The sequence below is a fragment of the Marisediminicola antarctica genome (assembly GCF_009930795.1).
Lineage (GTDB): Bacteria > Actinomycetota > Actinomycetes > Actinomycetales > Microbacteriaceae > Marisediminicola > Marisediminicola antarctica.
The window spans coordinates 3123001-3138247 of sequence record NZ_CP017146.1; the positions used below are offsets into that span (position 1 = coordinate 3123001).

Consider the following 15247-nt stretch of genomic DNA (forward strand, 5'->3'; position numbering starts at 1 on the left):
TGCGACAGATTCAGCTTGCCGCGCGCTCCTCGTCGTCCGGTTCCCGCTGTACACGCTGCCCGACGACGGCGCTGATTCCATCGGCGCGCATGGAGACGCCATAGAGCGCATCCGCGATCTCCATCGTGCGCTTCTGGTGGGTGATGATGATGAGCTGCGAGGTCTCCCGCAAGTCCTCGAAGATTGTGAGGAGGCGTCCGAGGTTGGCGTCGTCGAGGGCTGCTTCCACCTCGTCCATGATGTAGAACGGGCTGGGGCGCGCCTTGAAGATCGCGATCAGCAGCGCGACAGCCGCAAGCGACCGCTCCCCGCCGCTGAGCAGCGAGAGGCGCTCGATCTTCTTGCCGGCTGGCTTCACACTCACCTCGATGCCTGTCGTGAGCAGGTTGTCGGGATCGGTCAGGTGGATACTTCCTGTGCCGCCGGGGAAAAGGATCGGGAAGACCTCGTTGAACGCGTCGCGTGTGTCGTCGAAGGCCGACGCGAAGATGTGCTGCATCTTGTCGTCGATCTCGTCGATGATCGTGAGTAGGTCCTTGCGCGTGTTGGTGAGGTCGGTGAGCTGCTCGGTGAGGAACCGGTGGCGCTGTTCGAGCGCCTCGAATTCCTCGAGGGCGAGCGGGTTGACGCGTCCGAGCTGGGCGAGCTTGCGCTCGGCGCGGACGAGGCGCTGCTCCTGCTCGCCGCGCACGAACGGAACTGCCTCCGGCGTCTCCCGATCGTGCGCCACGTCGACCGGAACCGTGTGCTGCGGTCCGTACTCGTCGACGAGCACCTCCTCGACGAGGCCGAGCTCGTTGCCGGACCGTTCGAGCAGCGTCGACAGGTGCAGTTTGCTTTCGTAGAGCTGCATCTCCAGGCCGTGGACGTCCTCGCTGATGGCGTGGAGCCGCTCTCGGAGCCCCGACTCGTCACGGCGCAACGCGGAGAGCTCCTCGTTCTGCTCCGACCTCTCCGCCTCCCGCGCGGCGAGTTCGACTCGGGCCTGGGAGACCGAGCGATCGACGGCGTCGAGCACCGCGGGCAGCGCCGCCAGTACGGCCTCGGCGGACGCCACCTGGCGCCGTCGGATGACGGCGCGTCGCGCGGCCTCCTCGGCCTGTGTGCGTTCCGCTTCGAGCTGACGTTGCAGAGCCTCGGCCCGCAGCTCCTCGGCACGCACCCGCTCGCGTGCTGTCTCGACCTGCAGCCTCGCCTCCACCTCACTCTCCCTTGCCAACTCGAGTTCGTCGAAGAGTGCGTCCCGCGCGGCGACGTCGAGAATCGGGCGGGGGCGCGAGGATGCCTCGTCGTGGGAGTGCTTCGCGGCCGCGAGTGCGGCCTCCGCATCCGCCACCGCGGTGATGGACGGCGCGAGGCCCTTGTCGAGGCGCTCCGCCTCCGCCTGCGCGGCCTCGACCTGCACTCGGGCCCGGTTGATCTTCTGCGTGCGTGCCGCGAGCCGCGAGTCGAACTCGCGCAGCGCGGACAGGGCTGCGGCGGACTGCTGCTTGGCCACGGTGACGGTGCCGCGCTGCTCGGCGAGCGCGAAGCGGGCGCGCTCGATGAGCGAGGTGACCTCGTCGAGGCGGGCGGCGGCGGCGTCCCTCTCAGCGACGAGCTCAATGCGCGACCGCTTGGATCCCGACCCGCCGCGCATGACGTACTGGCTCAACACGTCGCCCGACTTCGTGATCACGGTGTACTGGTCCTTGCTGGCCCCGTCGAAGCCCGACCAGACGGCGCGGGCGACACCCAGGTCGTCGGCGACGATGAAGTGCGACAGGATTCCGAGCACGCCCGGGGGAGCCGTCACCGCGCTCGCGGCGGTGACGGCTCCCCGGGGGAGCATCGGATCGGCGGTGCCGCCGAAGGTCCCGGCATCCGCGAGGAGGATCTCGACTCGTCCCATCTCGCGCGCCCGGGCCCGGTAGAGGGCGTTCTCCGCGGCCTCCCTGTTGTCGGCGAGCACTGCATCGGCGAGCGAACCGAGTGCTGCCGTAATGGCCTCCTCGTAGCCCGGCGCCACCTGCACGTGCTCGGCAACGAGGCCGCGGATTCCGGCAAGCTTCGCCGCGACGAGGTCGCTGGAGCCGTCCTTCTGGCCGAGCGCGCTCGACAACGCTCCCGCCTTGGCCGCGAGAGCGTCGCGTTCGCGCTCAAGTGTGTGCAGCTCGTCGCGCAGGCGGTCGATCTCGGCCTCCGCCTGGCCGACCTCGGCGAGCGCGGTCTCGTACTCGGTGTCGAGGTTCGTCTCGCCGGAATCGACGGCGGCGGCGTCCGCCTCGAGCGACGCGAACTCCGCGCTCGCGGACTGGATCCGGGTGCGTGCGGCGTCGAGCCCGTTCTGCAGTCGCAGCACCTCTCCACGCACGGCGGCGAGCCGCGAGCCGGCGGCCTCGACCTGCCCGGCGAGCCCTGAGACCTCGAGGTCGTGCCGGGAGACGAGGGCGCTTTGCGCCGCGATGTGCTCGTCAAGTCCATCGAGGTTGGCCCGCGCCGCCGCCGTCACCCCCGTGGCGTCGCGCCAGGCAGCCTCGGATGCCTGGATCTGCTCCCGCAGGCGCTCGGCCTCGTCCCTGGCGTCGGCGATCGCCTGCGGCGACACCCCCATCGTCGATTCCGGCGACTGGGCCTGCTGCCCGAGAAGGGCGAGGCGCTGGTTGGCGAGCGTGTAGAGACTGCGTAGCCTGGCCTGCTCCGACTCGAGGCCGAACGCGACGCGACGGGCGCCGTCGACGGCGTCGCCGACCTGGGCCTGCTCGATCCGCTGCTGGCGCAGGCGCGCCTGGTCGAGCTGCTCCTGCAGCACGATGCGCTCGGTCTTGCGTTCGCTCTCCCCGCGGCTCTGCAGGGTGATGGATGCGCGGAGGGTCACGACGTCGTCGGCGAGGATTCGCGCTCGCGCATCGCGCACGATGCTCGCGATGGATTGCGCCTCGCGGGCGATCTCGGCCTGGTGTCCGAGCGGCTTGAGCTGGCGGCGGATCTCCCCCGCGAGGTCGCTCAGCCGGGTGAGGTTGACCTGCATTGCGTCGAGCTTGCGGATCGTCTTCTCTTTGCGACGGCGGTGCTTGAGGATTCCGGCGGCCTCCTCGATGAATCCACGCCGGTCTTCCGGGCTCGCCCGCAGCACGGAGTCGAGCTGCCCCTGCCCGACAATCACGTGCATCTCGCGGCCGAGGCCGGAGTCGCTCAGCAGCTCCTGCACGTCGAGCAGCCGGCAGGACTGGCCGTTGATGGCGTACTCGCTCCCGCCGCTGCGGAAGAGGGTGCGGCTGATGGTTACCTCGGAGTACTCGATCGGCAGAGCGCCGTCGGCATTGTCGATGGTGAGGATGACCTCGGCTCGGCCGAGTGGGCCCTTCGTTGCGGTACCGGCGAAGATGACGTCGTCCATCTTGCCGCCGCGGAGGGTCTTGGCACCCTGCTCCCCCATAACCCAGGCCAAGGCGTCGACGACGTTGGACTTGCCCGACCCGTTGGGCCCGACGACGCACGTGACGCCGGTCTCGAAGGCGAAGGTCGTGGGTTGCGCAAAGGACTTGAACCCCTTGAGCGTGAGGCTTTTCAGGTGCACGCGGCGTTCTCCTTTGCGCCCGGTGGGCCGTCAGGCACTACGGTACCCGAGACCTCCCCCGCCGACGGGCAGGTCGCTAGGCTATTTGCCAGACCTCGTCCTCAGGAGGGTGCGACATGAGCAGGCTCACGATCGAGGAACTGACGATCCCGGCATCCGTCGACGACGCGGACGCCGGTGATTTCGTGGAGATGACCCGTGTGCGCAACGAGATCGAGGCCGACACCGCTGGCAGCTTCGACCTCGCCTGCACACCGCGGGAGTTGCTGCCCGCCTGGCAGGACACCGACGAGCCGAAGCGGCTATTCGTAGCGAGGGTCGACGACCGCATCGTTGGCCGGGCCGTGCACGAGGCGCAGACCGGTGACGAGGTCAGGTCCGCGTGGCTCGAGGTCGAGGTGGCTCCCTCGCACCGGCGACGTGGCATCGGGGCTGCGCTCTACGACACGGTCGCCGCGATCGCCATCGGCGAGGGTCGAACGATTCTGCAGGCGTTCACCCTGCACCGGGCCGACGTGACTGGTCCGCGACTTGACTCCCCGACCGGGTACGGCTCGGTGCCACGCGAGGACGCCGGTGCCCGCTTCCTGCTTTCGCGCGGCTACCGCCTCGCGCAGGTCGAACGGATGAGCCGCCTGACGCTGCCGGCCGCCGCGGCCGGCCTCCCCCTGCCCTCGGGCTACTCGCTCGAGTCCTGGGCCGGTGCGACGCCCGAGCATCGCCTCGCTGATCTCGCCGTGCTGAACGCCGCCATGAGCACCGACCCACCCCTGGGCGAGACAGACTGGCAGCCGGAGCTGTGGGACGAGGAGAGGGTGCGCCGCAAGGACGCACTCAATGAGACGGAGGGGCGCCTCTGGCTCACGACCGCCGTCCGCCACGACAGATCCGACCGGCTAGCGGGGTTCACCAACCTCGCGGTGCCGGCCGAGCCACACCGCCCCGTGTTCCAGAACGACACGATCGTGCTGAAGTCTCATCGGGGACACCGCCTCGGGCTCGTCGTCAAACTTGCGAACCACGCGCGGTTGCAGGAGCTGGCGCCTGGGCATCCGTGCATCTACACCTGGAACGCGGAGGAGAACCGGCACATGCTCGAGGTGAACGAGAGGATCGGCTTCCTGGCGGTCGGCTACCCCGGCACGTGGCGGCTCGACCTCTGAGGAACCGGGGCTGTGCTGCGTCAGCGCACGCGCTGGCAGAAGGCGCAGAAGTGGGAGTTTCGGTTCATGAAGGCTTCGCGGGTGATCGGCCGTCCGCAGCGCGGGCAGTCGCGCCCGTGCCGGCCATAGGCGTTGAGCGAGTGGGAGAAATAGCCGGATGCGCCGTTGACGTTGACGTACTGCGCGTCGAAGCTTGTGCCTCCCTCGGCCAGCGCCCGCCCGAGCACGAGCCGCACCTCGGCAAGTAGCAGCTTCGCCTTCGGCCGCGTCAGGCGGCTGGTCGGCTGATCGAAGTGGATGCGCGCCGCCCAGAGAGACTCGTCGGCGTAGATGTTGCCGATCCCGCTGACCAGCGACTGGTCGAGCAGGGCGCGCTTGATCCCGGTGTTCCGGCGCGCGAGCGCGGCGAGGAATCGCGCGTCGTCGAAGGCGGGGTCCAGCGGGTCCCGGGCGATGTGCGCGACCTTGCTCGGCAGGAGCGGCGCCGGCCACGGCGGCGAGCCGTCGACCTCCGCTCCCGAGTAGCCGCCGGGCCGCGAATCCGACGTGGGAACGAGCTCGTCGATCGCCATCGAGCCGAAGATGCGCTGGTCGACGAAGTTGAGCCGCAGCGGCCCGTGCACGGGGTGGTCGAGCTCGAGGCGGATGCGGGTGAGCGGGTCGTCCGTGTCGCGATCGCGCAGGAGCACCTGCCCGGACATCCCGAGGTGGGCGACAAGAGCCTCCCCGGCAGATGCTGCGGCGGGCTCTGTCGCCTCCGGACGGGCGTCAAGGGGCAGCCAGAGGAACTTGCCGCGCCGCACCGCCCCGAGGATTGTGCGCCCGGTCATCCGCCACACGAAATCCTCGGCGGGGCCGGCGTGGCGCCGCAGGGAACGGTCGTCGAACACCGTGATGGCGCTGACCGTGGCGCCGGTGACCGCGGGTTCGAGCCCGGCGCGCACCACCTCGACCTCGGGGAGCTCGGGCACAGTCAGAGGCTCGAAAGCGTGGCCCAGGCGTCGCGCGCCGCGGCCATCTCGGCGTACTTCTTGCTCGTGCCTTCGCCCGTTGCGATGGGGGCCTCGTCGCCGAGCGCCACCGCCGCGAGGAATCGCTTCGAGTGGTCGGGTCCGCTGTTGGTCACCGTATAGCGCGGGATGCCGCGCCCCAGCCGCGCGGAGAGCTCCTGCAGGCTCGTCTTGGGGTCCATCGACACCCCGAACCTGTCGGGGTCGAGCATGAGGGGCGCGATGAGGCGCATGACAAGCGCGGTCGCCTCCTCCGGTCCGGCCGAGAGGTACGTTGCGCCGATGACCGCCTCGACCGTGTCGGCGAGGATCGACGACTTGTCGCGGCCCCCGGTGAGCTCCTCGCCGCGGCCGAGACGGATGTAGCGGCCGAGCCCGATCGCGCGCGCCACCTCAGCGAGCGCGACGCTCGACACGAGGCTGGCCCGTCTCTTGGCCAGCTCGCCCTCGTCGAGGGTCGGGTTCTCGCGGTACAGCATGACGGTCACTGCCTGGCCCAGGATCGAGTCGCCGAGGAACTCGAGGCGCTCGTTGTGGCCCGCACCACCGTTTTCGTACGCAAAAGAGCGGTGTGTCAGCGCGAGCTCGAGGAGCTCGGCGTTGACATCCACCGCTAGTTGCGACGCGAGATCGCTCGCGCGATCACGTGACACACTCTCTCCCACAGGCTTATCCACCCCGCGAGACTCGTGTCTCGCCGGGTCAGACGTCGGCGACCTTGCGGCCCTTGTATTCCATGTACAGCGGCGTGCCGGTCGAGTCCTCGACCACGCGAGCGCGGTGGGGGAGGCTGTAGACAACCTTGCCGCTCTCGATCGTCTTCACGAGGGTGGGAGGCGTGGCCTTCCACTGGGCGCGGCGCGCGCGGGTGCTGGCGCGTGACATTTTGCGCTTCGGTACGGCCATGACTATCTCTTTTCCTCTGTGGCGCCGTTATTCTCGGCACCATCAACATCTTCGGCGGATTCCCCGGTCTCACCCGCGAGTCCGGCCAAAGCCGCCCATCGAGGATCGACGGGTGCTTCGTGCTCGTGACCCGGGTTATCAAGAAGCCGCACCCCACACTGGGGGCACAGGCCGAGGCAATCTTCTTGGCAGACCGGTTGAAACGGTAGTGAAAGCACTACCGCGTCCCTGACTACTGGTTCAAGATCTATCGTGTCGTCTTGAACCTCGTACTCAAAAGCTTCGTCTTGAGAATACGCGAAAAGCTCCTGCAATTCGACCTCGAGCGGAATGCGCATCTCGATGAGGCATCTGACGCACTCTCCGACGGCCTCGCCGTCGACCTCGGCGCTCACCAGAATACCGTCGTGCAGCGACTCCATCCGCAGGTCGATGTGCAGCTGTGCCCCCGTCGGCACGCCGATGACGGCATTGCCGAACCCCTCGGGAACGGTGATGTCGAGCTCTCGCTCCCGCATCTCCCCCGGGCGGTGCAGAAGGTCGAACACCTGGACGGCGTAGGGCGATTTCACGTTGTTTGACACTTGCGGAATTGTACTCGACCCGCGGGAGCGCCGTGCTGCGACGGAATCTGTGCGCGAGTCGCCCAGATCTGCCGCCTCCAACCCCACGTACGCGACATAAGCGGGCGAACCGCGGATGCTGTCGCCGCCAATTCCGACTGTCGCGACAGCGCGACCCTGGGATTTCGGAATCGCACTCGACCCGCGGGAGCGCCGGTCCGTGCGCGTCGCTCCACCCAGTGGTGCACAACTCGGGAGAAAGTGCGCTCGCCAGCATCCGGCATCCGGCATCCGGCATCCGGCATCCACAAATACGGGCACCTGACGGCGGCATCCGCACATTCACCAGAGTCACGCACACGCTTGTCACCAACTTCGGAATCTGCGCGCGACTCGCCCGGATATGTCGCCTTCAACCCCGATTACCCGGCATATTCGGGCGACTCGCGGATGCTGGCGCAGCCGGTTCCGACCGTGGCGACGGTGCCCCCGCGGGTCAGACTGCCTCGACGGCGGTGAAGGCCTCGTCGTAGATGGCGAGGGCGCGCGCGACCTCGTCGGGCGTGATGACACAGGGCGGCACCACGTGAATACGGTTGTCGGCGGCGAACGGCAGCAGGCCGCGCTTCATGAGCTCGCCCTTCAGCTCGCCGATGACCGCTGCCGAGACCGGTGCGCGGGTGGCGGGGTCCGAGACGAGGTCGAGCGCCCAGAACACGCCCATCCCCCGCACCTCGCCGATGAGCGGGTGTGCGGCGGCGAGCTCGGCGAGTCCGGGACCGAGGTGGTCCGTTCCGATCATCCGCGCGTTGTCGATGATGCCCTCGTCGGCCATCGCGTCCATCGATGCGACGATTGACGCTGCGGCAAGCGGATGGCCGGAGTAGGTGAGCCCGCCGGGGAACACCTGGGTGTCGAACTCGTGCGCGATCGTCTCGGAGATGACGACGCCGCCGATTGGCACATAGCCGGAGTTGACGCCCTTGGCGAAGGTGATGAGGTCGGGGACGACGTCGAAGCCCTGGAAGGCGAACCACTCTCCCGTGCGGCCGAAGCCGCACATCACCTCGTCGAAGATGAGCAGGATGCCGTATTTGTCGCACAGCTCGCGCACGCCGGCGAGGTACCCGGGCGGTGGTACGAGCACGCCGGCGGTGCCGGGAACGCTCTCGAGCAGGATCGCCGCGATCGACGACGAGCCTTCGGCCTGGATGACGCGCTCGAGGTGGTGCAGCGCGCGGGCACACTCCTCCTCGGGTGTCTGCGCCCAGAACTCCGAGCGGTAGAGGAACGGCCCGAAGAAGTGCACGTGCCCGCGCGCATACTCATTGGGCACGCGGCGCCAGTCGCCGGTCGCGACGACCGCCGCGCCGGTATTGCCGTGGTACGAGCGATAAGTCGACAGCACCTTGTCGCGGCCCGTCGTGAGCCTCGCCATGCGGATCGCGTTCTCGTTCGCATCCGCCCCGCCGTTGGTAAAGAAGACGCTCCCGAAGCTCGATCCCGCCCGCGCGAGGATGCGCTGGGCAGCCTCGCCGCGGGCAAGGTTCGCGTGCGGAGGCGCGACCATCGTGATGATGTCGGCCTGGTCTTTGATGGCCTGGATGACCTTCGGATGCTGGTGTCCGATGTTCATGTTGACGAGCTGGCTCGAGAAGTCGAGGTACTCCTTGCCGTCGTAGTCCCACAGCGTCGAGCCGAGCGCCCCGGCGATCACGAAGGGCTTGAGCGCCGCCTGCGCCGACCAGGAGTGGAACACGTGGGCACGGTCCAGGTCGTATGCGAGCGTGCCGTCTGCCGGGTCGATCGTCGTGCTCATGGTCGTTCCTTCGGTGAGATCCAGGGGTGAGCGGGGCCCCGAGGAAGGGGCCTCCGCTCACCCTAATTGGTGGAGCTACTTGCCGCCTTCATTGAGGGTGACCTCGATCGGTTCGAAGCTCTCGCCCGTCACGTCGATGCCCTCCTCTGTGAGCTCTGCGAGCGCGAGCTCGATGTACTCATTCGTGTAGGCGTTCTCCGGCGGGTCGGTCGTGATGACCGTGGAGCCCTCGAGGTTCTTCGCGGTCTTGGCGACCGAGACGGTCTGCTCCCAGGCATCCTCGTTGATCACGCCGATGCCGTCGGGCGAGGGCCAGACGAGCTTGTTGACCTCGTTGGTCTGCCACAGCTGGTGGCTCGAGCCGAGCTGCGAGCCGGCGCCGACGACGATCTCGGCGGTCTCCTCCGGGAAGTCGCGCGCGTAGACGAAGCCCTTGATGACGGCCTTGAGGAAGGCGACCGCGGTCTCCTGGTACTCCTCGTCGGATTCGAGGCGTTCGGCGTTGGCCCAGATCGCATCCTGCAGCATCGCGGTGCCCTCGTCGTTCCAGTCGATGACGGTGAAGTCCTCCGGCTGGTAGAGCTCGCCCGTGTCTGGGTTGATCGTCTCGAGAACCTGCGCGTACTCGTTGTAGGTCATCGCTTGGGCTGCGTCGATGTCGCCGGCGAGCAACGCGGCCATGTCGAACTGCTGCTGCACGAGCGTGACGTCGGTCGTCGGGTCGAGGCCGGCCTCGGTGATGCCGGCGAACAGCTCGAACTCGTTGCCGAAGCCCCAGTTGCCGACGTTCTTGCCCTCGAGGTCGGCGGCGGTGTCGATGCCGGCATCCGCGAAGGAGACCTGCAGGGTACCGGAGCGCTGGAAGATCTGGCCGATGTCGGTGATGCCGGCACCCTGCTCGATCGAGGCGAGCGCCTTGGGCACCCAGGCGATCGCGAAGTCGGCCTGCTGGTCGGCGAGCACGGTCTGCGGAACGATGTCGACGCCGCCCTCGACGATCTCGACGTCGAGGCCCTCATCTTCGAAGTAGCCCTGGTCGAGGGCCGCGTAATAGCCGGAGAACTGCGCCTGCGCGAACCACTGCAGCTGCAGGGTCACGGGAGTGAGCCCGCCGTCGCCGCCGCCCGCCTCCGGCGTCTCGTCCGTGGTGGCGCTGCATCCGCTGAGAAATAGTGCCGAGGTGGCGACCATCGCGGCCGCTCCCATCCACACGCGCGTGCTGTGCTTCATGTTCTTCTCCTTCGTGCTGGTCGGATTTGCTGGTGACTGCTTCTTTCAGGCCACCCCGGCACCGTCGACAGGGGGACGTCGGGGGTTCACGCGGCGCGGCGCGAGACGGCTTTCTCGATCGCGAGAGTCGCGGCATAGAACACGACGCCGAGAATAATGGCGCCGAACACGTACGCCCAGGCTCGCGGGTAAGCACTGTTGGCCGCCGCCGAGGTGATGCGGGAGCCGAGTCCGTTCTGCAGCCCGCCGAAGTACTCCGCGACGATCGCCGAGATCACGGCGAGCGACGACGCGATGTTGAGTCCGGTGAATACGTAGGGCAGTGCGCCGGGGATCGTGACGGTGCGGCTGATCTGCCAGTTGGATGCCGCGTAGGCGCGCATGAGGTCGCGGTGCACCGGCAGCACCTGGCGGAGCCCGCGCAGGGTATTGATGAACACGGGGACGAAGACGACGATCGCGACGATGACCCGGCGCGGCGTTTCACTCGTCGCCCCGTACATCGTGGTGAGCACGGGGGCGAGGGCCACGATCGGCACGACGGCGATCGCAGCGACGACGGGCGTCAGCAGCTCGTCGATGAAGCTGAGGCGGGAGGCGAGCAGGGCCATGCTGATGGCCAGCAGCGCCCCCGCGATCAGTCCGATGAGCGCGTTGGCGCCGGTTGCGAGGAACGACGTCCAGAGCACCGGCAGCACGAGACCCAGCTGCGTGAGGATCGCCGTCGGAGCGGGCAGGAGGTAGGGCTGGATGTCGCCCAGAATGACAAGCAGCTCCCAGGCGACAAGGGCGACCAGCCCGAGTGCCACGGGCGGCAGCACGAAACGCAGGGTCGCGGATCTCATCGCAGGTCCACTCCCCGCACAGCGTTATCCGGCCGCGTCTCGGTCGGTGCCCCGTGCAGCGCCTCGCGCACCCGCGTGACGCCCTCGAAGAAGCTGTCCTCCTCGCGCAGCGTCTCGCCGCGCTTCTCGCCGAGGGCGACGTCGACGATCTCGCGGATGCGGCCCGGCCGCGGCGACATGACCACTACACGGTCGGAGAGGAACACCGCCTCGGGGATCGAGTGGGTGACGAACACGACGGCGGCGCCCGTCTCGGCGCAAATGCGCACGAGCTCGGTCTGCATGCGCTCGCGCGTCATCTCATCGAGCGCGCCGAACGGCTCGTCCATGAGCAGCAGCTCGGGGCTCTCCGCGAGCGACCGCGCGATCGCGACTCGCTGCTGCATGCCTCCGGAAAGCTGGTCGGGGAAGTTGGCGGCGAAGTCGGACAGCCCGACAAGAGCCATCAGCTCCGCGACGCGCGCGCGCCGCGTCGCCGCAGGCACCCGGTGCAGCTGCAGCGGCAGTTCGATGTTCGCCTCGACGGTGCGCCACGGCAGGAGCCCCGCGCTCTGGAACGCGATGCCGTAGTCCTGGTCGAGCCGGGCCTGGTGGGCGGGCTTGCCGAAAACGGTTACGGCTCCGGACGTCGGCTGGTCGAGGTCGGCGATGAGGCGCAGGAGCGTCGACTTGCCGCATCCGGACGGCCCGATCAGCGAGACGAACTCGCCCGCCTTCACCGTGAGGCTCACCTCGTCGAGCGCGGTGACCCCGTCGCCCTTCTTGACGGGGAAGGTCTTCGTGACGTCGCTCACCTGAACGGCGATGGCGTGGCTCATGCGGTCACCTCGTTTCTGCGATAGCGCTTCAGGGTCGCTCCGGCGAGCGCGACGATTGCCGCCGCGGCGAGGCCCATGATCACGGCGACGGCGATGGGCGAGTAGGCCTTCGCCGGGTCGCTCGATCCCGACTGGGCGTATTCGATGATGAGGCGGCCGATGCCGCCCTTGGCACCCGTGGACACCTCGGCGACGACGGTGCCGATGATGGCGGATGCCGCGCCGAGGCGCAGCGCCGGCAGTAGGTACGGCACGCTCGCGGGAAGCCGCAGGTGGATCAGGGTCGCCCACCACCCGGTCGCGTAGGCGTGGAACAGCTCCACGTTGATCTCGTCGGGCGACTGGAGGCCGCGCAGCGCACCGACTGCCACGGGGAAGAACGCGAGGTAGGCCGCGATCACGGCCACCGACATCCACCGCTCCCACTCGAAGGTTCCGATCTGCACCCGGCCACCCCAGCTGACGATGAGCGGGGCGAGGGCGATGAGCGGCACCGTCTGGCTGAGCACGAGCCACGGCAGCACCGCCGACTCGGCGACGCGGAACCGCTGCATGAGCAGCGCCAGCCCGAAGCCGACGATCGAGCCGATGAGCAGGCCAACGGATGCCGTGCCGAGGCTTGAGAGGCCGGCGAGCAGCACCGAGGTCCACACGGGCGGCGACCCCTCCGACGAGTTCACGGGCTCCAGTGCGCGGGCGATCATGTCCCAGATGTGGGGCATTGCGAGGTCGGTGGTGCGCGGCAGCAGCTGCAGCCCGGCCACATCGACCCCCTCGGCGGGACCGACGGCCTTGTAGAGCTCCCAGATCACCCCGAGCAGCACGATCGCGAGCGCGCCGAGCCCGATGCGCCTGGCCAGACCGGTCATCCCGCGCACGGCCCCGTCATGCCTTGGCCACGATCTTCTCCTTGAGTGCGGGGATGACGCTCTCCCCGTACACGCGCAGGGTCTCCTCCTTGTTGTCGTGCTGCAGGTAGCCGGCGAACTGGTCGACGCCGAGCTCCCTCAGGGCTTTCAGCTTCTCGATGTGCTGCTCGGCGCTGCCCAGCAGGCAGAAGCGGTCCACGATCTCGTCCGGCACGAAGTCGGCGTGGGTGTTGCCGGCGAGTCCGTGCTGGTTGTAGTCATACCCTTCACGCGCCTCGATGTAGTCGGTGAGCGCCTTCGGTACGGAGCCATTGGCGCCGTACTTGGCGACGATGTCGGCCACGTGATTTCCGACCATCCCGCCGAACCAGCGCGTCTGGTTGCGCATGTGATCGATGTCGTCACCGATGTACATGGGCGCGGCGACGCAGAACTTGACGTCCATTGGGTCGCGGCCGGCCTTCTCCGCGGCCTCCCGCACCGTCGTGATCATCCACGCGGCGATGTCGAGGTCGGCGAGCTGCAGGATGAAGCCGTCGCCGACCTCGCCCGCGAGCTTGAGGGCGAGCGGCCCGTAGGCGGCGACCCACACCTCGAGCGACGACCCGACGCTCCACGGAAATTGCACGGTCGCGCCGTTGTACTCGACCGCGCGACTGTTGGCGAGCTCGCGGATGACGTGGATCGACTCGCGCAGCGTCCTGAGCGTGGTCGGGGCGCCTCCCGTGACGCGCACGGCCGAGTCGCCCCTGCCGATGCCGCAGATGGTGCGGTTGCCGTACATCTCGTTGAGGGTGGCGTAGGTGGATGCTGTGACGGTCCAGTCGCGGGTCGCCGGGTTGGTGACCATCGGGCCGACGATGACACGGTTCGTCTCGGCCAGGATGCGGCTGTAGATCACATAGGGCTCCTGCCAGAGCAGGTGCGAGTCGAAGGTCCACACGTGGCTGAACCCGTACTGCTCCGCGAGCTTTGCGAGGTGCACGGTGCGCGAGGCGGGCGGGGTGGTCTGAATTACTGCTCCGAAATCCACTGTGTTCCTTAGATCAGGTACTGGCTGAGGCCGCGCTTGACGAATTGGCCGTCACCCTTGGCTCCGAGGTACTGGTTGTCGTCGATGACCACCTTGCCGCGGGAGAGCACCGTGTCGACGTGCCCGTCAATCTCGAAGCCCTCCCACGCGCTGTGGTCCATGTTCATGTGGTGGGTCTTCTCATACCCGATGCTCGTGTGGCCGTTCGGGTCGTAGATGACGATGTCGGCATCCGCTCCCGGGGCGATGACGCCCTTCTTGCCATAGAGCCCGAACATGCGGGCGGGGGTCGTCGAGGTGATCTCCACCCACCTCTCGAGGCTGATCTGCCCATCGACGACGCCCTGATAGAGCAGGTCCATGCGGTGCTCGACCGAGCCGATACCGTTGGGGATCTTCGAGAAGTTGCCGAGGCCCAGATCTTTCTGGCCCTTCATGCAGAACGGGCAGTGGTCGGTGGAGACCATCTGGATGTCGTTGGTGCGCAACGACTGCCACATGTGCGCCTGGTGCCCCTCGGCCTTCGATCGCAGTGGCGTGGAGCACACCCATTTCGCGCCTTCGAATCCGGGCGCGCCGAGCTGCTCCTCGAGCGACAGGTAGAGGTACTGCGGGCAGGTCTCCCCGAACACGTTCTGGCCTACGTCGCGCGCCGCCGCGAGCTGCTCGACGGCCTGCTTGGCGCTCACGTGCACGACGTAGAGCGGGGCGCCGGTGAGATTTGCGAGCATGATCGCCCGGTGGGTCGCCTCCTCCTCCATCTGCCAGGCGCGGGCGACGCCGTGGTAATAGGGGTCGGTCTTGCCCTGGGCGAGCAGCTGGCCGACGAGCACGTCGATTGCTGGGCCGTTCTCGGCGTGCATCATCGTCATCATCCCGGTGCGGGCCGAGACCTGCATGGCGCGCAGGATCTGCGCGTCGTCGCTGTAGAAGACGCCCGGGTAGGCCATGAACATCTTGAAGCTCGTGATGCCCTCGTCGGGAAGCGACTCCAAGGCCTGCAGAGAGTCCTCGTTCACATCGCCGACAATTTGGTGGAACGCGTAGTCGATCGCACAGTTGCCGCTGGCCTTCTCGTGCCATGTGGCGAGACCGTCCATGACGCGCTGCCCGTAGGTCTGCACGGCGAAGTCGATGATCGTCGTCGTCCCGCCCCAGGCGGCGGCCCTCGTGCCGGTCTCGAAGGTGTCGGATGCCGCCGTGCCGCCGAACGGCAGCTCCATGTGGGTGTGCGCGTCGATCCCGCCGGGGATCACGTATTTGCCGGTCGCGTCGATCACGGTGTGCACCGCGCGACTGAGGTCGGTGCCGAGCACGACCGAGCCGGGCGCGAGCACCGCGACGATTGTCTCGCCATCGACGAGCACGTCGGCCTGGCTGCGGCCGGTGGCGGTGACCACGGTCCCGCCACGAATGAGGGTGGTTGTCATTA

General features: G+C 68.1%; 13 protein-coding genes. 1 reads left to right on the plus strand and 12 read right to left on the minus strand.

Going from position 1 to position 15247, the window contains the following annotated elements; genetic code table 11:
• Window positions 1-10: 10 nt before the first annotated feature.
• On the minus strand, window positions 11-3559 hold the full coding sequence (smc, locus tag BHD05_RS14615) for a chromosome segregation protein SMC (RefSeq protein ID WP_161887081.1): 3549 nt from the start codon (window positions 3557-3559) through the stop codon (window positions 11-13).
• A 116-nt stretch (window positions 3560-3675) separates the two neighbouring features.
• Here smc and BHD05_RS14620 point away from each other — a divergent pair, with 116 nt between their 5' ends.
• Window positions 3676-4722 carry a GNAT family N-acetyltransferase gene (locus tag BHD05_RS14620; protein ID WP_161887082.1) on the plus strand — a complete coding sequence of 349 codons (1047 nt, stop codon included), beginning with the start codon at window positions 3676-3678 and terminating at the stop codon, window positions 4720-4722.
• Between the two features lie 20 nt (window positions 4723-4742).
• Here BHD05_RS14620 and mutM read toward each other — a convergent pair whose 3' ends face one another.
• The 11 genes from mutM to hydA all read right to left on the minus strand — a co-directional run bounded on the left by mutM (window position 4743) and on the right by hydA (window position 15245).
• Window positions 4743-5693, minus strand: a complete 951-nt coding sequence (gene mutM, locus BHD05_RS14625; RefSeq protein WP_161887083.1) for a bifunctional DNA-formamidopyrimidine glycosylase/DNA-(apurinic or apyrimidinic site) lyase — start codon at window positions 5691-5693, stop codon at window positions 4743-4745.
• A gap of 2 nt (window positions 5694-5695) precedes the next feature.
• Window positions 5696-6385: a ribonuclease III gene (gene rnc, locus BHD05_RS14630; protein ID WP_202614236.1), complete on the minus strand. Its 690-nt coding sequence runs from the start codon at window positions 6383-6385 to the stop codon at window positions 5696-5698.
• 49 nt (window positions 6386-6434) lie between these two features.
• Entirely contained in the window at window positions 6435-6638 is a 204-nt protein-coding gene (rpmF, locus tag BHD05_RS14635; RefSeq protein WP_161887084.1) for a 50S ribosomal protein L32, read from the minus strand.
• Window positions 6639-6640: 2 nt separating this feature from the next.
• Window positions 6641-7222 carry a YceD family protein gene (locus BHD05_RS14640; protein WP_236966567.1) on the minus strand — a complete coding sequence of 194 codons (582 nt, stop codon included), beginning with the start codon at window positions 7220-7222 and terminating at the stop codon, window positions 6641-6643.
• A gap of 475 nt (window positions 7223-7697) precedes the next feature.
• The gene (locus BHD05_RS14645) at window positions 7698-9020 is read right to left on the minus strand and encodes an aspartate aminotransferase family protein (protein ID WP_161887085.1); all 1323 of its coding nucleotides are present in this window, start codon (window positions 9018-9020) and stop codon (window positions 7698-7700) included.
• A gap of 75 nt (window positions 9021-9095) precedes the next feature.
• A complete protein-coding gene (locus BHD05_RS14650; protein WP_161887086.1) occupies window positions 9096-10250 on the minus strand; it encodes an ABC transporter substrate-binding protein in 1155 nt (384 codons plus the stop codon).
• An 86-nt stretch (window positions 10251-10336) separates the two neighbouring features.
• Window positions 10337-11095, minus strand: coding sequence for an ABC transporter permease (locus tag BHD05_RS14655; RefSeq protein ID WP_161887087.1), 759 nt, complete (start codon window positions 11093-11095; stop codon window positions 10337-10339).
• The gene (locus tag BHD05_RS14660) at window positions 11092-11913 is read right to left on the minus strand and encodes an ABC transporter ATP-binding protein (RefSeq protein ID WP_161887088.1); all 822 of its coding nucleotides are present in this window, start codon (window positions 11911-11913) and stop codon (window positions 11092-11094) included. The genes BHD05_RS14655 and BHD05_RS14660 overlap by 4 nt, the downstream gene beginning before the upstream one ends.
• A complete protein-coding gene (locus BHD05_RS14665) occupies window positions 11910-12782 on the minus strand; it encodes an ABC transporter permease (protein WP_161887089.1) in 873 nt (290 codons plus the stop codon). The genes BHD05_RS14660 and BHD05_RS14665 overlap by 4 nt, the downstream gene beginning before the upstream one ends.
• A gap of 16 nt (window positions 12783-12798) precedes the next feature.
• Entirely contained in the window at window positions 12799-13815 is a 1017-nt protein-coding gene (locus BHD05_RS14670) for a TIGR03842 family LLM class F420-dependent oxidoreductase (protein WP_161887090.1), read from the minus strand.
• Between the two features lie 8 nt (window positions 13816-13823).
• On the minus strand, window positions 13824-15245 hold the full coding sequence (hydA, locus tag BHD05_RS14675) for a dihydropyrimidinase (protein ID WP_161887091.1): 1422 nt from the start codon (window positions 15243-15245) through the stop codon (window positions 13824-13826).
• Window positions 15246-15247: the final 2 nt, after the last annotated feature.